Annotated in this window: 25 protein-coding genes; 8 read left to right on the top strand and 17 right to left on the bottom strand. The window is 36.9% G+C overall.

What is annotated here, in order from left to right; genetic code table 11:
• The first annotated feature begins 100 nt into the window (after positions 1-100).
• The gene (gene ade, locus MKY37_RS12550) at positions 101-1852 is read left to right on the top strand and encodes an adenine deaminase (protein WP_340777562.1); all 1752 of its coding nucleotides are present in this window, start codon (positions 101-103) and stop codon (positions 1850-1852) included.
• A 199-nt stretch (positions 1853-2051) separates the two neighbouring features.
• On the opposite strand, the gene MKY37_RS12545 is transcribed toward ade, so the two are convergent.
• The 5 genes from MKY37_RS12545 to MKY37_RS12525 form a co-directional block, all read right to left on the bottom strand.
• Positions 2052-3224 carry an MFS transporter gene (locus MKY37_RS12545; protein WP_340777560.1) on the bottom strand — a complete coding sequence of 391 codons (1173 nt, stop codon included), beginning with the start codon at positions 3222-3224 and terminating at the stop codon, positions 2052-2054.
• A gap of 294 nt (positions 3225-3518) precedes the next feature.
• The gene (locus tag MKY37_RS12540; RefSeq protein WP_340777558.1) at positions 3519-3896 is read right to left on the bottom strand and encodes a YobA family protein; all 378 of its coding nucleotides are present in this window, start codon (positions 3894-3896) and stop codon (positions 3519-3521) included.
• A gap of 13 nt (positions 3897-3909) precedes the next feature.
• Positions 3910-4383 (bottom strand): hypothetical protein, encoded by a 474-nt coding sequence (locus MKY37_RS12535; protein WP_340777556.1) that lies wholly within the window; start codon positions 4381-4383, stop codon positions 3910-3912.
• A gap of 145 nt (positions 4384-4528) precedes the next feature.
• On the bottom strand, positions 4529-5473 hold the full coding sequence (locus MKY37_RS12530; protein WP_340777554.1) for a dipeptidase: 945 nt from the start codon (positions 5471-5473) through the stop codon (positions 4529-4531).
• Positions 5474-5505: 32 nt separating this feature from the next.
• Entirely contained in the window at positions 5506-6006 is a 501-nt protein-coding gene (locus MKY37_RS12525) for a DinB family protein (protein WP_340777551.1), read from the bottom strand.
• Positions 6007-6147: 141 nt separating this feature from the next.
• On the opposite strand from MKY37_RS12525, the gene MKY37_RS12520 reads away from it, so the two are divergent.
• Positions 6148-6522, top strand: coding sequence for a nucleotide excision repair endonuclease (locus tag MKY37_RS12520; RefSeq protein WP_340777550.1), 375 nt, complete (start codon positions 6148-6150; stop codon positions 6520-6522).
• A gap of 177 nt (positions 6523-6699) precedes the next feature.
• Here MKY37_RS12520 and MKY37_RS12515 read toward each other — a convergent pair whose 3' ends face one another.
• From MKY37_RS12515 to MKY37_RS12500, 4 genes are all read right to left on the bottom strand, one after another.
• Positions 6700-7692 (bottom strand): NAD(P)/FAD-dependent oxidoreductase, encoded by a 993-nt coding sequence (locus tag MKY37_RS12515; RefSeq protein ID WP_340777548.1) that lies wholly within the window; start codon positions 7690-7692, stop codon positions 6700-6702.
• 63 nt (positions 7693-7755) lie between these two features.
• Positions 7756-8145: a thiol-disulfide oxidoreductase DCC family protein gene (locus MKY37_RS12510; protein WP_340777546.1), complete on the bottom strand. Its 390-nt coding sequence runs from the start codon at positions 8143-8145 to the stop codon at positions 7756-7758.
• Between the two features lie 822 nt (positions 8146-8967).
• Positions 8968-9453, bottom strand: coding sequence for a TraR/DksA C4-type zinc finger protein (locus MKY37_RS12505; protein ID WP_340777544.1), 486 nt, complete (start codon positions 9451-9453; stop codon positions 8968-8970).
• 39 nt (positions 9454-9492) lie between these two features.
• The gene (locus MKY37_RS12500) at positions 9493-9951 is read right to left on the bottom strand and encodes a DinB family protein (RefSeq protein ID WP_340777542.1); all 459 of its coding nucleotides are present in this window, start codon (positions 9949-9951) and stop codon (positions 9493-9495) included.
• An 84-nt stretch (positions 9952-10035) separates the two neighbouring features.
• Here MKY37_RS12500 and MKY37_RS12495 point away from each other — a divergent pair, with 84 nt between their 5' ends.
• The 5 genes from MKY37_RS12495 (at position 10036) to MKY37_RS12475 (ending at position 13928) form a co-directional block, all read left to right on the top strand.
• Positions 10036-10662 (top strand): YfbR-like 5'-deoxynucleotidase, encoded by a 627-nt coding sequence (locus tag MKY37_RS12495; protein ID WP_211895794.1) that lies wholly within the window; start codon positions 10036-10038, stop codon positions 10660-10662.
• Positions 10663-10749: 87 nt separating this feature from the next.
• On the top strand, positions 10750-11394 hold the full coding sequence (locus tag MKY37_RS12490) for a GntR family transcriptional regulator (RefSeq protein ID WP_340777539.1): 645 nt from the start codon (positions 10750-10752) through the stop codon (positions 11392-11394).
• A 269-nt stretch (positions 11395-11663) separates the two neighbouring features.
• Positions 11664-12233 carry a helix-turn-helix domain-containing protein gene (locus MKY37_RS12485; RefSeq protein WP_340777536.1) on the top strand — a complete coding sequence of 190 codons (570 nt, stop codon included), beginning with the start codon at positions 11664-11666 and terminating at the stop codon, positions 12231-12233.
• Between the two features lie 279 nt (positions 12234-12512).
• Complete coding sequence (locus MKY37_RS12480; RefSeq protein ID WP_340777533.1) at positions 12513-13754, top strand: CynX/NimT family MFS transporter; 1242 nt, start codon at positions 12513-12515, stop codon at positions 13752-13754.
• Between the two features lie 27 nt (positions 13755-13781).
• The gene (locus MKY37_RS12475; RefSeq protein WP_340777531.1) at positions 13782-13928 is read left to right on the top strand and encodes a hypothetical protein; all 147 of its coding nucleotides are present in this window, start codon (positions 13782-13784) and stop codon (positions 13926-13928) included.
• A gap of 96 nt (positions 13929-14024) precedes the next feature.
• Here the strand turns inward: MKY37_RS12475 and brnQ are convergent, their stop codons facing one another.
• From brnQ to MKY37_RS12435, 8 genes are all read right to left on the bottom strand, one after another.
• Positions 14025-15380, bottom strand: a complete 1356-nt coding sequence (brnQ, locus tag MKY37_RS12470) for a branched-chain amino acid transport system II carrier protein (RefSeq protein WP_340777529.1) — start codon at positions 15378-15380, stop codon at positions 14025-14027.
• Positions 15381-15939: 559 nt separating this feature from the next.
• Positions 15940-16287 carry a Na+/H+ antiporter subunit G gene (locus MKY37_RS12465; RefSeq protein ID WP_445323067.1) on the bottom strand — a complete coding sequence of 116 codons (348 nt, stop codon included), beginning with the start codon at positions 16285-16287 and terminating at the stop codon, positions 15940-15942.
• The gene (locus MKY37_RS12460; protein ID WP_340777524.1) at positions 16280-16564 is read right to left on the bottom strand and encodes a Na(+)/H(+) antiporter subunit F1; all 285 of its coding nucleotides are present in this window, start codon (positions 16562-16564) and stop codon (positions 16280-16282) included. Before MKY37_RS12460 ends, MKY37_RS12465 begins: the two co-directional genes overlap by 8 nt.
• Positions 16564-17046 carry a Na+/H+ antiporter subunit E gene (locus MKY37_RS12455; protein WP_340777520.1) on the bottom strand — a complete coding sequence of 161 codons (483 nt, stop codon included), beginning with the start codon at positions 17044-17046 and terminating at the stop codon, positions 16564-16566. The genes MKY37_RS12460 and MKY37_RS12455 overlap by 1 nt, the downstream gene beginning before the upstream one ends.
• 16 nt (positions 17047-17062) lie before the next feature.
• A complete protein-coding gene (locus MKY37_RS12450; protein WP_340777518.1) occupies positions 17063-18547 on the bottom strand; it encodes a Na+/H+ antiporter subunit D in 1485 nt (494 codons plus the stop codon).
• Positions 18540-18878 (bottom strand): Na(+)/H(+) antiporter subunit C, encoded by a 339-nt coding sequence (locus MKY37_RS12445; protein WP_340777516.1) that lies wholly within the window; start codon positions 18876-18878, stop codon positions 18540-18542. Before MKY37_RS12445 ends, MKY37_RS12450 begins: the two co-directional genes overlap by 8 nt.
• Positions 18879-18881: 3 nt before the next feature.
• A complete protein-coding gene (locus tag MKY37_RS12440) occupies positions 18882-19307 on the bottom strand; it encodes a Na(+)/H(+) antiporter subunit B (protein ID WP_340777514.1) in 426 nt (141 codons plus the stop codon).
• Entirely contained in the window at positions 19294-21705 is a 2412-nt protein-coding gene (locus MKY37_RS12435) for a Na+/H+ antiporter subunit A (protein ID WP_340777512.1), read from the bottom strand. The genes MKY37_RS12440 and MKY37_RS12435 overlap by 14 nt, the downstream gene beginning before the upstream one ends.
• Positions 21706-22049: 344 nt before the next feature.
• Here MKY37_RS12435 and MKY37_RS12430 point away from each other — a divergent pair, with 344 nt between their 5' ends.
• Positions 22050-22730, top strand: a complete 681-nt coding sequence (locus MKY37_RS12430; protein WP_340777510.1) for a histidine kinase — start codon at positions 22050-22052, stop codon at positions 22728-22730.
• Positions 22731-22793 lie beyond the last annotated feature (63 nt).

The following is a 22793-nucleotide window of genomic DNA, read 5'->3' as shown; positions in this document are numbered from 1 at the left end:
AAAATTTCCTCCTTTATGTATCCTACCCATATTATAACTTCCTGTTTTTACTGAACACCAGTATAATGTGTAGAACTATTCAAAAAAGGAGTACAATTTAATGACTATAGAAAAAGAGCAACTTGAGAAAAGGATTCTTGTTTCACAACAAAAACAATCTGCAGATTTTATCCTTCGAAATGCTACTGTTGCAGATGTATTTTCACTAAGATGGATAAAGGCAGACATAGTAGTTTCGGATGGCATGATTGTTGCAATTGATGCTACAGGAAGTTATGAAGCTGTGCTCGAAGAAGATGCAGAAGGAAAGTATGTCATTCCCGGATTGATAGACGGACATATTCATATAGAATCTTCCATGGTCACTCCTGCTGAATTTGGTCGTATATTACTCCCCCATGGTATTACAACCGTTATTACGGACCCGCATGAGATAGCCAATGTAGCTGGATCGGAAGGGATTCAATTTATGCTTGATGATGCAACAAATAGCGAAATGGATATTCATGTGATGCTTCCATCCAGTGTTCCCGCAACTCCTATGGAACACGCAGGCGCTATTCTTCAGGCAAGTGACTTGCACCCCTTCCTTGAAAATGATGCAGTTCTAGGACTAGCAGAAGTAATGGACTTCCCCGCTGTACTATCTGCGGAGTCTAAAATGATGGACAAACTAAAAATGGCCATGGACGCGAAAGTAATAATTGATGGTCATGGCTCTGGACTTAACTCAGAGCAAATTACAGGTTACCGCGCAGCAGGTATTCAAACAGATCATGAATGCGTTACTGCTGACGAGGCATTAGACAGAGTTTCCCAAGGAATGTATGTCTTGATGAGAGAAGGCTCTGCAGCGAAAAATATACGAGATCTACTACCTGCCGTTAATACTCATAACGCTCGCCGATTCTTATTTTGTACAGATGACAAGCATTTAGATGAGCTCCTCGAAGAAGGCAGCATCAATCACGCAATCCGACTAGCTATAAATGATGGAATGGAGCCTCTCCAGGCCATTCAGTTAGCGACACTTAACGCAGCTGAATGTTACCAACTAACCGATAAAGGAGCTCTTGCCCCTGGTTATATTGCCGATTTCTTATTAGTTGAAAGCTTAGATGATTTAAGAGCCATTGCCGTTTGGAAAAATGGAGTAAAAGTTTCACAACATCAAGGAATGATTATGGAGGAATACAATATACAGGAACCATCCACTCGCCTAACTAGTACAGTGAAACTGCCTAATTTGTCGATAGATTCTTTTGCCATTCCTTTTACTAATGACGGAACGGCTAATGTTATGGAAATTATGCCAAACCAAATTACTACGAAAAAAAAAGTAATGAAAGTTCCAGTAGTAAACGGCCTATTCACAACAAGTGTAAAGCAGGATTTACTTAAGCTTGCCGTTATTGAACGCCATCACTCTCTCGGAACAATAGGTCTGGGAATCGTACATGGCTTCGGTTTGAAGCAAGGTGCTATTGCGACTACCATCGCACATGACTCACATAATCTCATCGTCTTAGGCACGAACGATGAGGATATGTTAAAAGCCAGCCAAGAATTAGAACAAATTCAAGGCGGATTCGTTATCGTCCAAGAAGGAAAGGTTCTCGCCTCCCTTTCTTTACCTATTGCAGGTTTAATGACAAATCGTCCAGCTAAAGAAATCGCACTGGAATTAGAAAAATTGCATGAAGCACTTTATATACTTCATCCAGATTTAGATTTCCATTTATTCTTAACATTATCTTTTATCAGCCTTCCTGTAATTCCAGAACTAAAACTGACAGATAGCGGACTATTCGATGTCGTCGAGTTCAAACATATTCCGATACAAGTAGATTAAGTTTTTCCAATTAAATAAAAACCGGGCAAAAAAACGGCCAGTCCTTTAAGATCAAAACCTGTTTCTGTCGTTTTCGAAGAGCTAAACGGAAATCACAGCATTAATCATTCTTTCAAGTCCCGCGGACCGAGTGTTCACGGGACATTTTTATATACTTATCTTTCAAAAAAAGCTGCTCCATATCCAGGAGCAGCTTTTCTTACGCTATTTTCTTCGTACCCTTCCAAATAATAGAACCAATCGTCGTTATTACTAATACGACTAGCCCTAATATGAACGGATAAATAATATTCACATCATATAGTACCCCGGCAAGCAATGGACCTAATACATTTCCTATACTCATATATGCATTGTTCATACCCATCGCAAATCCTTGTTCGTTTCCAGCTAATTTAGAGATTAATGTTGTCAGCACTGGACGCAAAATGGAAGTAGATAGGAAAATGATCATCGTAATTACAAAGAAAAATGCATAGCTCGATATTAAAATCGAAAGTAGGAAACCAAAAGCGGCTACACCTAAAAAGATTCTCAACACATTTGCTTCACCGAAACGTCGAACAACTTTATCCACCACAAACAATTGAATAATTACACTCACAATTCCAGTTGCTGTGATCATCCAGGCAATATCCTGCGGTGAGGCACCGAACTGATCATCAACAAATAGACCTAGAACCGATTCATAGGCAAGTAATCCAAAGCTCATTACTAATGTAATAACAAGCGGGATAAAGTAAGGCTTTTTAAATGATTGTGCAATTTCTTTTATCATTGGTTCTGATTTACCCTCAGGAACACCTACGTCTGCTGGCTTACTTTCCTTCAGAACAAAAGTGGAAAAGATAACTGCCACAACACCTACCAAAGCAGAAACGAGAAGTGGCATTTTTAAGCCAAATTCCGCCAAGAACCCACCAATACCAGGCCCTACTACTATACCCAAGGACATTGCAGCAGATATTAAACTATTTCCCTTTGCACGCTGGTCCATCGAAGTAATATCCGCCACATATGCAAAAATGGCTGGAACTAATAACGCTGCACCAACTCCCCCAATGGCACGAGAAACATACAAGATACCGATAGAATCTGAGAAGTAAAATACAAACATAGATAGAGCAAGTCCGCTGAGACCAGCGATAATCATAATTCTTCTCCCGTATTTATCTGCCCATTTACCGGCAATCGGAGACATCACAAGCTGTGCTCCAGCAAATATGGAAATTATTAGACCTGCCGCTAGCCCGCCTTGATCGATAGATTTTAAATAAGCAGGTAAAATGGGAATAATAATACCAAAACTCCCAATAGCAATAAACATATTAATCATTAATATAAATAATTTCTTTCGTTGATCCTTCGTCATCTCATACCTCTTTCTTCCACAATACTAATACATAAGCAATAGACTAACATGATTTATCCATGTAAGTAAACAACAAAGCTACCATCCACCTTTGGAAACTGGTGGCAGATAGCTTCAGTATTTTATTCATTTAACTTTTCAATCGTCAAACTACAATTACTAGTTCAAATTTAAACTCTTCTTAAAAGGAACTTAATGTTAGATACACTTAGCCAGTGAAATTGTAAGCTTCCCAACAGAGTAAAAAAACCGATGTAACGAGAGTGTCATCTACGCCATATCGGTTCTTCATTATCATTCATTTATCTTTTCAATCGTCTTGGCCGTCCCTTGAGCAGGGTATGATTCTTCAAGAGTGGTATATCCAACCTTCACTTCATCGTGTAACTTTAATCGACTACGCTGATCCATAGTCAAAGAAAACCATATAGCGTCATTACCAGCTTCCAGTGCTTCTTCCACCGACATATTTTTGGCCTCATCAACTGATAAACCACCAATTACTAAAATAGAGGTATCTTGAATATCGATAATAATTCCCTCTGTGTATGTTGTTGGTTGTTGCGGTTGAGTAGGATTATCTTCAAAAAACTGCATAATAAAATAAAAGCTCGCACCAATTGCAATTAGTATGATACTAATTACTATTCCTACCGTATACTTCCCTTTCATAATAGGAACCCCCTTATCTTTTGCTATCTAGACGGAAGCCCTCTTCTAAAAGGTAAGTTTTTGCTTCACTATATGATCCAAAGCTTTCCTCTAAATTATACCCATGATAGATATTCCATAGTGTATCTTCTTGTAATAGCGTTAACTTAGAATCTTCTTTGTTTTTCCAAACCTCTTCTATTTCCTCATCTTGCTGCTCTTCTTCCTCTGTTGAAAGATAAGCAATCGAGTCTTTAATAATTGTTCTAAGCTCTTCAGCAGAAGCTTCACGAATATTCAATAGCCCTTTATCGTCAGCTGCTTCATATTGAGGAAGATCTCCAACATAAACAAAGCCATTTCCATTCGGATGAAGGTGATAAACAACAGTTGTTTTTTCATATAAACTCTTTTCGTAATGATAATTTACTCGTTTCATCGATACTTCTTTACGAGTAAGCTCCGTAAATTCTTGAATAATTGCTTCTTTTTCTTCAAATGTTAGCATGTGATTCCTCTTCCTATACGTTTTTTCATTTACCTAGTATAGCACACTCTTTACCCTCTTCGCGTCCACCACTCCGCTAAAATAACGAAACAAATAACAACTGCAATCGCTACTGCAAAAAACCAATCTGGTAAGCTCCCCAAATTTATGCCTCCTTGCTAATTCGCATCACGAATCGTTCGAAATTTTGTGATGTGAACCCTTCAACTTCCTCCATTGTATAGCTTTCTAATAATTCTCTTACTATATTTTGTGTTTTGGATGCATCTTCCAAACCTAATACAAATTCACTAATCCCATCAAAGTCGGAACCTAAACCTACAAGATGCTTACCACCAAGAGAAATGATATGTTCTATATGCTCCACCAAGTCCTTTATCTCTACTGACTTCTTAGTATCATTTATAAATGGTGGATAATATACAACATGGATAGGACTATTTTTGGCAATTAGTGCTTTTATTTGATTGTCAGTTAAGTTTCTTGAGGAGTTGCATAGAGCCTTTGCATTGGAATGACTTGCCATCAGCCATTTCGCTTTAGGAAGAACATCCCAAAAAGATTGTTCACTCAAATGAGAAACATCAACAATTATATTTTGCTCGTTCAACAAAGTCACGACTTCTTCTCCAAATGGGGTTAACCCAGTACTAGATTCTTCGGAAGAACCATCCGCTAATTTGTTTGCTCCATTCCAAGTAAGACCGACTAATTTCACACCGTGAGATAGTAATAGCTTCAGCTTATGCATGTCTCCGTCTATCATATCAAGTCCTTCTAGTGATAAGACGGCTCCAATTTGTCCTTCTTTTAGTGATCCAAGTTGCTCCCATTCATATATGGAGATAATATTGTCATCCTTCCCCACAATTTCCGTGTGGAAAAACTCAATTTGACGAATTGCCTCCAAGAATAACTGTTCCTTAGGAAATCCTTCCGAAACAAATACCGCAAACACTTGAAGTGCAATTCCTCCAGCCTCCAACGCTTTTTTACTTGCTTGGAGTTTTGGAGAATCTGCAAATGAAATAGTATTCTCCGCTTTTGCTAATTTGTAAAGTACATCACAGTGTAAATCATAAACTTTCATCTTATCCTCCTAAAATCTTGAGCATTCAATAATCACTCTGGTGCTTCTTCACCAAATGCCAGCCATTCATCCTTCGATGGTCCATACATACCCGGAACTGGTAATCCGGCTTGTCGCATAAGTATCGTCATCTGCCCACGGTGATGTATTTGATGGTAGATTAAGGTTTGCAAAACGGTCGCAACTGTCCATAGTTCTCCGTACATATCTTTTTCTTCTATAAGGCTTTCATCCGTCCATTGTTCTTTTATAGCCTTAACAATTGAATTACTAGACTCTCTATATGCCTCCACCATTTCTTTCGCAGTCAATGGCTGGGGTGTTTCATGTGGAGTTGCGGAAAATTGCAGTCCAGTTCTCCCTATCATTTCATCTATACTTGTAACGAGATGCCACGCAAGCTTACCGAGGGTACGCCCTTCTTCGGACACTCTTTGCTGTAATGACTCATCTGTCAATGCTTCTAAAATTTTCAGAGTCGAATCACTTTCATGCTGCCAATCGGTTAAAAAGTCTTCTATGTTTCTAATCATGTTCATACCTCCAAATAGTATTATGTAATTAATTTCGTCACTTGTTTTAAATAATCCTGCCACCATCAAAATACCTTTCGAATAGATATTGCAGTCCAGTTCTGATATACTAAAGGATAGACAATAAGAGGACGTGAGCGCATGATTAAAATTGAATTACCAAAACCAACTGTAACCATCACACAACGTGAACAAGTACTAAAAGAAGGCGAAATAGAAATCCCAGCAATTCATGGATTTATCGACTTCCATCAAATCCCTCGTGATAAAGGTGGCATTTTCTTTTTCTACAATAAGAATGATGAACTTTTATTCGTTGGTAAAGCGCGTAAAATTAGACAGCGTATTAAAAAACACTTTGAAGACAATGTTTCACCGATGATTAAACATCGTGATGAAGTGTACAAAATCAGTGTTTGTATTGTAGAAGAGGCAATGGATCGTGAAATTTACGAAACATACGCTATCAATACTCAAAAATCGAAATACAATATCGACAAAGCATTTTTTAGATAAGATGAAATCCCATGTTCTCGTAATAGAGGAACATGGGATTTTCTCTGTCTAGCTCCAGCGCCTAGCCCGCCTGAGTCACTTCAGGATTTCAAGGCCGAACGATTCGGGTCAGTCAGTCGTCGCGACACGATGTCGTAAACTTAAACTGACTTCCAATACATAGGCGCACACGCTTTTCTATTTTACTTCTTCAAAAATACTTGTACTGTGCTTTGGTTGTACACGTGCTTTTGGATCTATGAATGCTTTAATATGGCTAATAGCAATTGGAACCTCTCCAAATCCTACTGCAATCAGTTTTACTTTCCCATCATGCGTACATACATCACCAGCAGCATATATTCCTTCTACACTTGTTTCCATTTTTTCATTGACTACTACAGAATTTTTCTCCATTTCCAGACCCCAGTTCTTTAAGGGCCCGAGGGATGCAACATTTCCGTAGTTCACTAAAACATGGTCTACTGCAATGCTTTCCTCGGTTTTATCCTTACCGACAATCACGACTTCTTGGATTCCTTCGCCATCGCCAATTACTTCTTTTATTGCATATGGTGTTTTGACCTGTACAGTAGAATTTTGAAGCTGTTGAATGGTCATTTCATGGGCAGTAAATTGCTCTTTTCGATGACAAATGGTCACGTTCGAAGCAACGTCCTCTAACATTAAGGACCAGTCGAGTGCAGAATCTCCTCCACCTAATACAAGTACATTTGAATCCCGGAAATTCTCCAAATTTTTTACTTTATAATGAAGGTTTTTCCCTTCATACTCAGCAGCTCCTGGAACATTTAACTTACGCGGCTGAAATGAACCAATCCCAGAAGTAAGTAAAATCGTTTTGGAATAATGCACATTTTTATCCGTTGTTAACGCAAAATAATCTGGCAGCTTCTCTAACGCTATTGCTGTTTCCTCTAAGCAAATGGTTGGATTACTATAGGCAGCCTGCTCTTCTAAATTTGCTACTAAATCTTTTGCTAAAATTTTCGGAAGACCACCGATATCATAAATATATTTATCAGGATAGAGCTCCATCAATTGTCCGCCTAGCTGTGGAAGACTATCAATAATCTTCACTTTTAAATCACGTAATCCTCCATAAAACGAAGCGAACAAACCTGTTGGACCACCACCAATAATTGTTACATCGTATATTTCACTATTCATACCATTTCACCTCATAACTATTTAATCTATATTATCTGATGCACAGCATACAATGATACATTGTTACAGGAAACGATTTCGAATCTCGGGAGGTGGAATCATACAGCTATCTTTTTTCCCAAACCATGCATAACGATTTTTTGCTATGAATTTATATACTACGTTGCGTATAGGTTTAGGAATTACCTTCAGCACATGTAAGTACCTCCAAAGCCCATTTAAATGTTTGCTAATTTGGAGTGCAGCATCTGATGAGTTATACACCTTATGTTGATCAATAACTAATATACTATCCAAAGTGTCAGGTACAGCATACTTAGTCCTGAGCGTTACCCCGATATCACTTTGCTGCGCCGCAAACTGGAAATATCCTTTAGGATCTCGCTTAATTATAAACTGCACACTCGCATCACAAAAATTGCATTCTCCATCAAACAAAACGATAGCTGGCATAGGATCCACTCCTTTCCCCTAGTGTACTATAATCACTACTGAAAATCGCTTAATCGGCTCTCTAAATATTTTATCTTATCGTTACATGAACTAAATATTTCAATCCCAACACAAAAAAACTGGGCAAAAAAGATGACCAGTCCTTTAAGGTCAAACCTGTTACTATCGTATTCAAAGGGCTTTGGACAGACATTTTACTATATGATTACCGAGTGAATTTTTAGGGATGCTGGTAGGTTGTGACCCTCATAACCTACCAGCATCCCTTTTTTTCGGTAATCTTATGGCGTTTGTCTATACTTCGACCTCTTACAACCCTCAGAAACAGGTAAGTGCGTTTTTGGATAACTAGAGAAAAGATACTTTCTTATTCATAGAGCAAGCTCACGAAGATGCAGTTTCGTTCGCTATTTGGATTCTTTATTTAGTAACTACTTACTATCTCTCTTGAGTTCCACTAGTAAAAAAGGAAATCTACTTTCATCATCCTTCATAACAGAATAGTACCTTTGATTCAACAGATGGTTTTATCACTATATTAACTTTGACCACTATTATCATCTAAGCGATAGCCTATGCTCTATCTTTTTGCCTGCATACTACACATTATATTGATGGTAGTGCAAGGTGGCGACTCCGGCAGGAACGCAGTGACGAGGAGATTGAAGCTGCGCCTGCGGAACGCGTCCATCTGTAACGGAAATCACAGTATTATTCATTCACTCAAGTATCATGAACTCAGTGTTCTCCGCATATTTTTATATACTTACCTCAAAAAATGCCCTAAAGTCTAGTAAGAACTTAAGGACACCTCTATCCATTTCACTGCTTGTCTTGTGGTGTATCAGATGAACCAACCTCTTCTAGTGTCTCAAAGCTGTTGGAATAATCGCGAAGTCTATCGTCTTCATCCTCCACAGGCTGATCTGTAGTAGAATTTAAAAGCGATTCTTCTACAGGACGAATTTCTTCATTGACCTCTTGATGAGCATGCTCTACACAAGTCAGCGCTGTAGGAACAGCTTCTAAACGAGCAAGTGGGATTTCTTCCCCACATTCCGCACATTTCCCGTATGTACCTTCCTGGATAGCAGCTAATGCTTTTTCAATATCTACCATTTCCTCATCAAAGTGTCTATTTAATGCCAATCGAGTATGCTGATCGGTTAAATCAGTCGCATTATCCGCAGGATGATTGTCATAGTTGGATAACTCAGTCGTTTCAAACTCTTCTTCATTTTGCTTCTGGTGCTCTAACTCTTTAAAGCGCTTTTCTAATGTATTTTTTAATTTATCGTATTTTGTCATTTAAATTCCTCCTTGGGTTACTTAAGGATTACCCAAAAATCAGCGAAATAAAACAACTTGCACATCTACCTTTAATACAAGCAAATACGAATACAGTTGCATACGATGATGAACTAAGTGATTCATGATTTGTAGAAACCACTCTTCTAGGCGATACTTGCTTCCCCAATAGGTGGTAAATTCCTTTGAGAATGCTTCCTCCGTAAGTTGATCTATGTGCTTCATAACCTCCTGGATACCTTCCAAAAATTGTTCTTTAGCAGTTTGTATATTAACTGGTTTACTTTCTTCATAATATAACTGCATTTGATCTATGTTATATCCTTTGCAAATATTTAAATCTGCCTGGGGTATTTGAGCAAGATGCACACAAACTTCCCAAACAGACATTTTATTTTCAATAGGACGTTTAGAAAGTAGCTTTTCGTCTATATAATCAAATAACTGGGTTATTGTATTGGAGATATAAGTTAATTGGTTTATCAAAGAGGGAATCATTTTATCTCACCTTCCATTCAGAGTGTTTTAGTATGGTATTTTTTTGTTTTTGCAGTATGATTAATATTAAGGGAGTGGTTGTTAATGGGTATACATAAATTTTTTATGAGCATGAACGATTTAGAAAGAATTATCCGATGTCCCGGACGTTTTAAATTTGAAGAGCATAATGTCGCTGCTCATTCATGGAAAGTTTCTCAATACGCTATGTTTTTTGCAACACTAGAAGAGAATAACGGTGCGACTATTAATTGGAAATCACTTTACGAAAAAACGATCAACCATGATTTCGCTGAAATTTTTATCGGAGACATTAAAACACCAGTTAAGCACGCATCTCCTGAGCTTAAACAAATGCTAACTCATGTAGAAGAAAAAATGATGGAGAAGTTCATATTGGATGAGATCCCAAAAGAATTTCAGCCTGTATTTTTTGACCGAATGAAAGAAGGAAAAGACGATACTATTGAAGGCCGTTTACTTGAGTTAGCTGATAAATTGGATCAAGTATATGAAGCCTTTGCTGAATTACAACGTGGAAATACGGATATTGAATTTGTGAATATGTATGAAACAGCTTTAAGAAAAATTCTTCATATCCCATTAGAAACTAGTATAAACTATTTTAAAGAAGTTATTATGCAAGAAATTATGAAGGAGCAATCCGTCATTGATGTGAAATCTATTACCGTACAATTACTAGTAGAATAAATTTTTACCAATTCTGTGCGATATATTGTATAATATGTTGTATAATATTGTTATACAATTAAGATAATTGAAGGGGGGAATCGTTTTATGCCTATTCCAGTTAATCATACTAAGCCTGTTCGTACAACTGCTAAGCTACATGCTTTCAACCAGCTACAACAATGGATTATAGACGGTACTTTACAACCAGATGAGAAGCTAAACGATATCGAACTTGCACAAGCTTTAGGGGTGAGTAGAACGCCCATTCGAGAATCCTTACAACTTTTGGAGTCTCAAGGCTTTGTAACGATGCAACCAGGGAGAGCAACACAGGTCACACCAGTAGAAAAAGAGGATATTAATAATCTCTTGCCGCCATTGGCAGTATTGCAAGCGCTTGCAGCGGAGCTTGCGAGTCCTAATATGGATGAAGAAGCACTAAGTCTATTAGAAGAAAAAAATAGAGAATTCTCCGAAGCTCTACAAGCAAAAGAATTTACTACAGCCCTAAGAGTAGATGAAGAGTTTCATCAGCTCATTGTTGATACTGCCAATAATCCATACATACATTCCATGGTAGAAATGCTTCAAGCACATGTACGTAGATTGTTTTACTATGAAAAAATTGTCTTACGAGAATATTCTGTTGAGCAACACGAGAATCTAATTCGTGCATTCCGCGAAAACAACACCAAGGAACTAGCAGAAGTAATGCGTGCAAATTGGATTTATACAATAGAAGAATTTTAAAATAGAAGAAAAGTAGAATCTAGGGCATACGACAAATCAAAGTTGATTCATTGGGTTAGGGTCTATTGTTGAGAATCAATTTCTTAACAGCACCCAAACAGTAGAATAGTAAGAAAAGCGTGGCAGGGGGCATACTTTATAGATATAATTACCCTTTTTGTATATGATAATATATAAGTTGGTTTGTTCATTATTATTTTATCCACTATAATATTAAAAAAATTATTTTATTTTATATTTTCCCATGATATTGCAAAGGGTGACTTAAAATGAATTTAGAAACTGAGGATCCAAAACAAGTTGTTTTACAAGTAGGAGCAGTACTTAAAAAACTTCGTAAAGAAAAGCGTTTAAGTCTTGAAGATTTATCAGAATTATCGGGTGTGAGTAAGCTTACGCTAGGAAATATAGAACGCGGAGAAACAAATCCAACAATAGGGATGTTATGGAAAATCTCAAAAAGCTTATCCATTCCACTTATGGCTTTATTCTCAACTGAAAATAATGTGAATCTCTCTCGGGCCGGGGAAGGGCTAAGAATTGTTGGGGACGGAAATAACTGGGCAATTGAGCCAATTTTTCAAAATACAAATAATGATATGGAAATGTACCGTGCTTATTTACAGCCAAATAGCTCCTACCATCCGGAAAAACATCATCATAATACAACTGAACTTGCAACTATCATGTCCGGAACAATTACAATTAATGTTAATAATGATTCATATATCTTGAATCAATATGATTCGATTAGTTTTTCTACAGATGGCACACATTCATATGCCAATCATACCAACGATGTTGTTGTTCTCCATATCATATTGAAATACGGAATCTAAATTTCTTTTCTCCTAGCTTATCCTGATACAAGTAATGCTTCAATCCACCTAATGGATTGGGGCATTTTTTTAATTTATTTAAAACAGTTCTCTATTTAAGGATAGACAAACTCAAATAAATATATTATAGTATTTATTAATTAGTGAATTATATATTATAATATACCAATTGTGGTTAGTTATGAAAATATGTTCTTTCTTATATCATTCATCTTTACAGTAAATCATAATGAACAAACTACAATATATGAGTTTTTCAAAAAGCTAGGAGGAACTAGGATGAGTTCAATGGACCAAATAATTAAAAAGGAGAATAAAGGAGCCATCTCAACTGTTGGCAAATCTGCCGTTTGGATAATGATTGTTGGTATTGTATTTATTGCTGCTAACTTACGGGCATCTTTAACCTCAGTAGGACCAATAGTTGGTCTTATCAAGGATGATATGAATATTTCAAATACATTGGCAGGAATGGTTACCACCCTGCCGTTATTAGCTTTTGCGCTTCTTTCACCTATTGTACCTAAATTGGGACAAAAACTTGGGGTGGAACGAATTATTTTTGGTTCCATTGTCTTTCTGACTGTTGGTATTATTATACGTTCCCTTTCAGGAGTTGTTGCTTTATATGTCGGTACGGCTGTTCTTGGTTTGGCTATCTCCGTCGGTAATGTATTGTTACCTGGCCTGATCAAACGTGAATTTCCTGAACGCATTGGCTTAATGACGGGTGTATATTCCATTTCTATGAATTTATTTGGAGCAATAGCGTCTGGTGTAAGCGTTCCTATTGCCCTTGGAATGGGATTTGGCTGGAAAGGTGCATTGGAAATTTGGGGCGTTTTAAGCTTTATATCTATTTTATTTTGGTTACCACAGATGAAACATCGTAACGTAAAAAGGGATACCGTTCATAATAAAACGGCTGACAGTCATGTGAATTTGTGGGGTTCGGCACTAGCGTGGCAGGTAACCCTGTTTATGGGACTGCAATCCATGATCTTTTATGTACTTGTTGCATGGCTGCCAGAAATTCTTAAGCAGCAGGGATTGAATTCGAGTCAGTCCGGCTTGATGCTTTCCGTTATGCTTTTAGCTCTTCTTCCTTTTACTTTCATCGTCCCGGTCATTGCTGGACGCATGTCCGGTCAACGTTCGTTAGTGACTATTACATCGATTTTACTTTTAATCGGGACGTTTGGGTTACTATACGGTAGTTCTAAATTAATCGTTTTGTGGATCATCGCTCTAGGCATAGGAGGAGGCTTCGCATTTAGCCTATCCATGATGTTTTTTGGCTTACGCACAAGGAATGCGCAACAGGCTGCGGAATTATCAGGTATGGCTCAATCGATTGGATACCTGCTTGCGGCTGTTGGCCCAACCCTATTTGGTTTTATACATGATGCAACTAATAGCTGGACGATTCCACTTTTAATATTGGTTGGCGCATCGATCCTACTCTTTATATTTGGTCTTGGTGCAGCCAGAGAGCGATATATAGGTCCTGCACTACAGTAAAAAATATAGTTTTGGAATGAAAGGATAATGAATAATCTTGTCGCTATAGATGAATCCGATATGAATAGCAAAATACTAGAAGCAACCTTGAATATTGCCAATAACGAGAAATCTAATGTAACACTAGTGAATGTTAGTAAGGAAAATGTAACAACTGGTTTAACTGACATATAGAGCAAGAATGTCCAACAGAGTATAAACAGTGGCTTGAATAATAAAAAAGGTGACCATGTAAGAGTTGCTTTCACAACCTCCATGGTCACCTTTTAATTACACTGACTTTATGTCCGTTTTTTCAAATCTCGCAATGATTCCTGTCACGAGCGTTACTACTACGAAAGGCATTAACCATCCTAAACCTACACTATAAAATGGCAATACGTTCTCGTAAAAACTTACGATTGGCTGTAACCAGCTAAAATACTCAATTTCTAACGATCCACAAAGAGCTTTTAAACCGTCTACAATACTTATTAAGAACGTTACGAACATTACACTAACGTAAACTAGTCTTGCGTGATTAAACAATGGTGATAAGAAGGTTAAGAATATCAATACAATCGCTAATGGGTACAATAACATTAGTACTGGAATGGAATACGTAATAATATTAGACAATCCAAAGTTTGCAATGATACATGTGAATACACTAAAGAAAATGACAAATGCTTTATAACTAATCTTTGGCATTAACGTGTGGAAGTATTCGCTACATGCAGTAGTCAGACCAATACTTGTCGTTAGACACGCCAAGAAGATGATAACAGATAAAAGTATAGCTCCAAATGACCCGAAATAATGCTCCGATGCAGCACTTAATACTGGACCACCATTTTCAAATAGTCCATATAGGTTCACACTAGTAGCCCCTAGATAAGCAATTCCAGCATAAATTAATCCTAAGAATAAAATAGCAATTCCGCCTGATTTCGCTGTAGCAACAAGGATTCCTTTTGTCGATGTCACACCCATGGAACGAATTGCTTGAATTACGATAATACCAAATACTAAGGATGCTAATGCGTCCATCGTATTATAACCTTCTGTAAATCCAGTCATAAAGGCATTTGTTACATAGTTCCCCTGCGGTTCTTCAAAGGCTCCCATTGGCTTAAAAATTACAAATAGTAATAAGAAGAATAATCCTATTATAATTCCAGGAGAAAGATATTTCCCGACATTATCCACCATTTTTGATGGATTTAATGATAGCCATAATGTGAGTCCGAAGAAAACAAGAGTAAAGACTAATAATCCAATTTGAGCATGTTCTTGATTCAAGAATGGCAGAATACCAACCTCAAATGAAACGGCTCCTGTTCTTGGCAAAGCAAAAAATGGTCCTATTGTTAAGTAAAGAAGTGAGGTAAAGATTACCGCAAAGACAGGATGTACTCTACTAGAAAGGTCCTGTAAATTTTTACTTCCTGAGAATCCCATTGCTAAAGTACCTAAAAACGGCAACCCAATTCCAGTTAGCAAGAAACCAATGACCGCTATCCAAACATGTGTCCCTGCGTTTTGTCCTAAACTCGCTGGAAAGATTAAATTCCCAGCTCCAAAAAATAATGCAAATAGCATAACTCCAATCACTAAATGATTAGAGAATGATAATTTAGTCTTCATTTTGTTGTACCTCCTGTGATATAAGAAATAATCATTTCTTGTGTTTTCTAGATGTTTGCTATGAATGCTATACAAATGACTTTTTCTATCACGCCCGTATGCAATATATCAAAGTTGATAATACTATGGAAATCAGTAGAATGCAATATATTAGACGAAATTAATTGAACATTTCTTTTATTTTCACAAATATATATAGTTAAATTGACATATTTCCAACTAATAGTTATGATACTCAAACGCCTTGCCCTTTGAATAATATCTCATATTCCATCTTATTAATGAGTCTATATTCCTAGCAAAAATTTAACAAAAATTACCTTCTTAAATAACTAGAACTTATACATTAACCCCTTGAACATTAAACCCAATCTCTCTTTATATAAATCTAAGAAAATCATAAGTTCCTTTTAAGTGCAAAAAAGTGGAAGCCGACTCTGCCCTCGCTTATCTAGAAAACGTCCGCCTAGAACGTAAATCAGTGGCATTGTTTAACAGAACCTACTTTAAGTAAAAAAGCTATACAATCGGAGATCTCTCCAATCGTATAGCTTTTCTTTTATGATTTATCCTCTGGAAATAATACTTCCTTTAAAGCATCATCTGAGGAATTTTCAGTAAGCTCCACTTTCGACCGATACGCTGCTCGCGTTAGTAAGTGCCCTGCGACAGGGGCAGTCAAAAATACAAATAATATACCTAGTATAAGACGCACACTTATAAAATTTTCACTTACCCAAAAATATATAAAGGCTCCAGATAGGGACAACAATACTGCTACGGTTGAGCTTTTTGTAGCTGCGTGTGATCGTGTATAGACATCTGGAAGGCGGATGATCCCGAAGGCACTAATCACACTCATGACACTTCCTAAAAAAATGATAACAACAGCAACAAGCTCAATCATCTGACTTATGCTCAATAATAGCCCCCCTTTCAATATACTTGGAAATGGCAATTGTACTGATAAAAGCAAGTATACCAAGTATAAGAATAGCCTCTAAAAATGCCTTTGTTTTTAAGACAATCGAAATAATAGCAATCATTGATATGAGATTTACACCAATCATGTCTAAAGCTACTGCTCGATCTGGCATAGAAGGACCTTTAATGATACGAAATAGAGCAATTGCAATAGATATAGCAAATAATGTTAGAGAAGCCAACAGTATTTTTTCAATCATTAGCGGGTCACCTCCATTATTGCTCTCTCAAATTTAGTTATGGATCGCAATACATCTGCTTTAGACTGTTCTATATCCATCGCATGGATGTAAAACATATCCCCTTCTGGGTTCACTTCCATCACAACAGAACCAGGAGTCAACGTTAACAACATTGCTAGAGTGGTAATTTCCCAGTCTCCTTTTAGCTCTGTTTTATATGTGAAAATTCCAGGCTTTAGGTCCCAACGTGGATTTAATATTTGTTTACTTATTAGTAGACTCGACTGAGCTAATTCTGATATAAATATGAAAATCAACTTAATAAGGGAGAATAATCTTCTCAAATAAAACTGAGTCCCAAAAAAGCGATGCATTAAGAAAATTATGAAGATCCCTACGATGAAACCACTAAAAAATGTCGTCATCTTTAGTTCATCTTCGTCCTTTAATGTTGTCCACAAAAATGCTATGAATAGGTTTAGTAAAAACTGTGCTGGCATATTCTCACCTCTCCCATCACTTATTTCCTCCCATTACTGCATCAATATACACGGATGGATTAGAAAGAGTATGAGCTGCGTCCGTAACATAGTCGGATATAAACTCTGCTCCAAGTCCTAATGAAACCGTTGCAATTCCCAACAGTACAATTGGTATAATCATTCCCATTTTCATAGGTTTTTCTTCTTCAAGACTAATAATAGTTTCCCCAAATATAGTATTTAAGAAAATCCGAAGAAGCGAGTAAAGCACAACTATACTGGAGATAAAAGCCAATGCTAGTAATATGTAAGAACCTGATTCGCTAGCACCTTGTCCTACTAAAATTTTACCTACAAATCCACTTAACGGCGGGATACCTGCCAATGAACAGGTGACCAGGAAGAACATCCATCCAAATAGAGGATAGTTTCGTATTAGTCCACTCATTTCATCTATTTTTGATTTACCAGTTAAGTAAATCATCGTACCAGCTAGTAAAAATAACATAGCTTTTGCAAACATGTCATGAATTACGTAGTAGATAGATCCAGCAATAGACGTTTCGGTTCCAACAGCCAGACCGATCATTATAAATCCAACAGCTATTACCACATTATAAGAAACGATTAATCGAACATCCTTAAAAGCAATTGCCCCCATACATCCGACAATCAATGTAATTCCCGCCATTATCCCAATTAATGTGTGGGATATTAGTGGCTCGTGGTAGAATATGAGCGTAAATGTCCGGAAAAGTGCATATATTCCTACCTTTGTTAGTAAAGCACCAAATAATGCGGCAACCGCAGTTGGTGGGACAGAATAGGATCCTGGAAGCCAAAAGAATAGTAATAACCCAGCTTTTAAACTAAATACTATTAAAAACAAAATACTTATTGTTGTAAGTAAAGGTCCTTGTCCCGCCTCCGCCACTCTTTCTGATATATGAGCCATATTTAAAGTACCAACCGTACCATACAAATAGGCAAGGGCTACTAAGAAGAACCATGAAGCAAGAACATTAATCACTACATACTTTACCGCTTCTCTCAGCTGTGGTTTTGTCCCTCCCAGAGTAACTAATACATAAGAGGCTAATAGCATAACTTCAAAACAGACAAACAGATTAAATAGATCCCCAGTTAAAAACGATCCATTAACTCCTGCAACTAAAAATAACACAAATGGGTAGAAGTACATTTTTTCATGTCTTTCTCCAATGGAAGAAAATGCATAGATTAAACAGATAGCTGTAACTATACTTGCAGTAAGTACGAGTAACATTGCAAAGGAATCTGCAACAAATAGAATTCCAAATGGAGGCTCCCATCCAGCAAAATCTAATCGTATAATTCCATCTGTCTGAACACTATTTAAAATAATTATACTTATCCCTGCAATGCCAATCATCGTTATTAAACTGATAATACGCTGCAATTTCACATATGGTCGTAAAAATACCAATACAATCCCAACCATAATAGGAATGATCAACGGTAAAACAATTAAATTATTCATCACTTGCCCCTCTCAATTCATCGAGATCATCCGTACCAACATCCTGATAAGTACGGTAGGCTAGTACAAGTATGAAAGCTGTTACTGCAAAGCTAATCACGATAGCAGTTAATATTAGTGCCTGTGGCAAGGCATCAGTATAAGGTGCATCTGCTTCTTTTAATAAGGGAACATTCCCTTGCTTTAAGTTCCCCATCGTTAATATGAGCAAATGTACTGCATGGGAAAATACAGCGGTTCCTAAAATTATTCGAATTATATTTCTAGAGAGGATTAGATATGTGGCAACGGCAACTAAAATCCCTATTAACATAATGATCAATGTTTCCATTCGTTATCCACCATCCTCACTTATGCTTAAAATAATCGTTACTAGTACACCTACAACCGTTAAAGCTACACCCGCTTCAAATATAGTCACCGTCGTCAGTTCTGTTTCTCCAAAAACAGGCAAATCAAAATAGGCAAAGGTTTGAGACATGAATGGAACTCCAAACAATATGGATCCAAATCCTGTGGATGTAGCTAATAATACGCCAAACGCAGCAACATATTTAAAATCTAGCGGTAGACTCTTTTTGACCGTTTCAATGTCCGTAGACAAATATAGCAATACAATTGCGGATGCTAGAACTAGTCCACCGATAAATCCCCCACCCGGTGTATTATGACCAGACATAAACAAATACACACCGAATGTTAAAATGATAAATACAACAATTCTACTAACTGTACGGAGTATGACATCATTGATCTTCAATGTTTTCATCCTCCTTTTTTGCTTTTAGCTTAATCATCGAATACACACCTAAACCCGCTATAAATAGTACGACCACTTCGAGCATCGTATCAAAACCACGGAAATCTCCCAATATAGCATTTACGATATTTGCTCCTCCAGCTAATTCATAAGCATCTTCAAAGTAGCTAGAAATAGTATCGAATTGATTGAAATCTACTACTGATAATCCAACTAAAACAACTACTAATCCGACCGCTATCGATATTATTCCATTGACTACTTTTGTTCCTTTTGGAAGCTTTTCCATTTTCCAATCCGGTAAATGAGAAAAAGCTAATAGGAATAATGCAGTGGTAACAGATTCAACGACTAACTGGGTTAAGGCTAAGTCTGGAGCCCGGAAAATAACAAAAAAGATAGCAATTGAGTAGCCTAATACTCCATTCAACAATGTCGCTGTCATACGTGACTTAGCAAATAGCATAGATAACGCCGCAATCGCCATAATAGCAACTAAACACACTTCATAGACTCTGAAAGTTGCATTTGTTGAAATATCAAACGAAAACGCTCTTGAATAAAACAAATACCCACCTACAGCCAATACAAAGAATACAAAAATATACATTAAATAATGTCGTAATAATCCGTTCATATAGCGATTAGTTACTATATTGGATTTGCTAACGGAGGACGCCAACAAATTATTATAAAGTGCATTCAATGTGAAGCGAGAAGAAAACAATCCATAGATTGGTTTCCATAATTTAAGGAATTTAAATAGAATAGCACCTACTATAATAACTGCAATAGTCATGAGTAATTCAGGTTGCACTCCATGCCATGCTGATATTTTTGGTGTTAAGTCTGCTGCGTCTCCAAAAGTTGGATAAATACTGCCCATAGCCGGTTGTAATATATATTTACCTAATAGATTTGGAAAGAAGAAAATACCAACAACTAAAGCGGCAAGAATCATTGGAGATATTAACATTCCAATAGGTGCTTCATGAATAGGTTTATCCAATTTTTCTGGCTGAGGTTTACCAAGAAATGCTTTAAAAACGATAATCACACAGTAAACAAATGTAAATACACTAGCGATCCAAGCTACAACTGGGAAGATAATTCCGAACGATGGTAAAGAGAAAATATCTACTTCCATAATATGTACAGTTGCTGCAAAGAACATTTCCTTACTAAGGAATCCATTGAACGGTGGTAAACCGGCCATCGATAAACTTCCTATTAAAGCGACGGTAAATGTAAATGGCATGAATGTCATTAATCCACCTAGTCTTCGAACGTCCCTTGTTCCTAACTCGTGATCGAGAATTCCAACGACCATAAACAATGCACCTTTAAAAGTTGAATGATTGATCAAGTGAAATAAAGCAGCAAATGTTGCTTGTGTGTACAGAACTGAATCAGCAGAATAGCCAAACTGTAATGCTATCGACCCTAAACCAAGCAAGCTCATGATTAGCCCAAGCTGACTAATAGTAGAAAACGCTAGTAATGCTTTCAGATCGGTTTGTCGGACAGCATTAAAGGAACCCCAAAATAGAGTAATCATCCCAACTACACTTACTACCCAAAACCATACTTCATCAGCTCCAAAAACTGGCGTGAAACGGGCCACCAAATATATACCTGCCTTCACCATCGTTGCCGAGTGTAAATAAGCACTAACAGGGGTTGGTGCCTCCATAGCATCCGGTAGCCAAATATGGAAAGGAAATTGTGCTGATTTCGTAAATGCACCCAGCAATACTAAAATCATCGCAGGTATGAACAATGCGTGGTCGCTAAACTCACTCACATTAGCAATTATTTCTCGAATACTGAAAGAACCAGTCATCGTATGTAACATGATAAAACCAACCAGCATAGCAATTCCGCCACTTACAGTGATTAGCATTGCTTTTTGTGCACCCTGTCTAGAGGCTTGTCGATGATTCCAAAAGGCGATTAACAGGAACGAAGAAACACTCGTTAACTCCCAAAAAACATATAACACCATTAAGTTATCAGAAAAAACAACTCCAAGCATGGCACCCATAAATAATAATAAATAACAATAAAAATGTTGTAAGGATTCTTTAGATGAAAGATAAAAAATGGAATATAAAATAACTAAGCTTCCAACGCCTGTGATTAATAGAGCAAATATCATACTTAGTCCATCTAAATATGTAGTGAAGTTAAAATCTAATGTGGGAATCCATTCATAGGTATGGACATAAGTTTTACCACCTGCTACCGAGGGAATTAGCCTAGCAAGTATGACAAACAAAGTAATAGGTACGATTAATACAAACCAACCAAGGTGAATCTTATTAAATCGCCTGTATAAAAAAGGCATAAGTGCGGCTGCTATAAATGGGATTAATATAACTAAATTTATAGAAAACAAATTTTAACCTCCTATTGGTTAATTAAGAATTAGGATTGGGTAGTGTGGGGGGAGAAATTTTTTTACAGTATAGACTTGACTATCCTAGCAACTAGTAGCATAATAGGATTCCATATGAGACCCTACAAAATACAGTAGAATTTAGGATATATAGCTTGCTTGTGTAAATAGCAAATGCATATTATGTATGGAGTGGGATGTAGTTATACTACTATACATGCATTTAATAATTATACATGAAAGATAGAGACAACGCACTTTAAGTGTTTTGAAGCATATAGTTATTCAGTAGAAAATTACACGAAAAATAGATAGAGGAAAACAAAAAAGAGGTGTGTACAACCGTGAAACGCGTAAAAGGTCGAATGGATGAGAGTATACTTGTTTGCGTATACTACGGGCCAAATGGAGAGCGACTAATTAGAAGAGGACATAAAATGGCAAGTATGCTAGATTGTCCACTATATATACTAACAGTTGATCCACTACCATATGATGCATTCGATGCTGAGAAATCTGGATATATTGAACAGTGGAAAAATTTGGCGGATGAGTTGGATGTTGAAGAGTTTATCATTCGTGATAACGAAAAACGTCCTTCTCCAAAAGTTATTAAAGAAGTGGCCCATGGTTTAAATATAACTCAAATTATTATAGGACAAACCGCACAAAGCAGATGGGAAGAAATAACAAAGGGATCATTCATGAATGTCTTGTTAAAAGAAATTCCTTTCGTGGACTTCCATGTTGTTTCGGTTGCCCGTTACATTAAAGATGAAGAAGATGGCATTTTCGAAAAAGGAGTCCGTGCTTATTTAGTGGCAGACGGAGATTCTTATAAAGTCTCCTTCACTTGTGAGAAGAATATGTGCCAAGAAGGTATTTTCTTCAAAGAAATCGGAACAGATTTTGAAAACGGTATTTTCAAATTTATGCATAACAACAAAATGCACCAAGTTCATATACAAGAAAATCTTGTTACTGATCCAACTCAAGTTCCGGATGGGTGTAGCTTAAAAGCATAGGGATACAATAAAAAGCATTACAAAAACCAGACAAAAAGTTGCCCGGTCCTTTAAGTTCAAAAC

The sequence above is a fragment of the Psychrobacillus sp. FSL K6-2836 genome (assembly GCF_038003085.1).
Classification (GTDB): domain Bacteria; phylum Bacillota; class Bacilli; order Bacillales_A; family Planococcaceae; genus Psychrobacillus.
The sequence above is the reverse complement of the archived record's forward strand: the minus strand, read 5'-3'. Positions and strand labels throughout refer to the sequence as shown.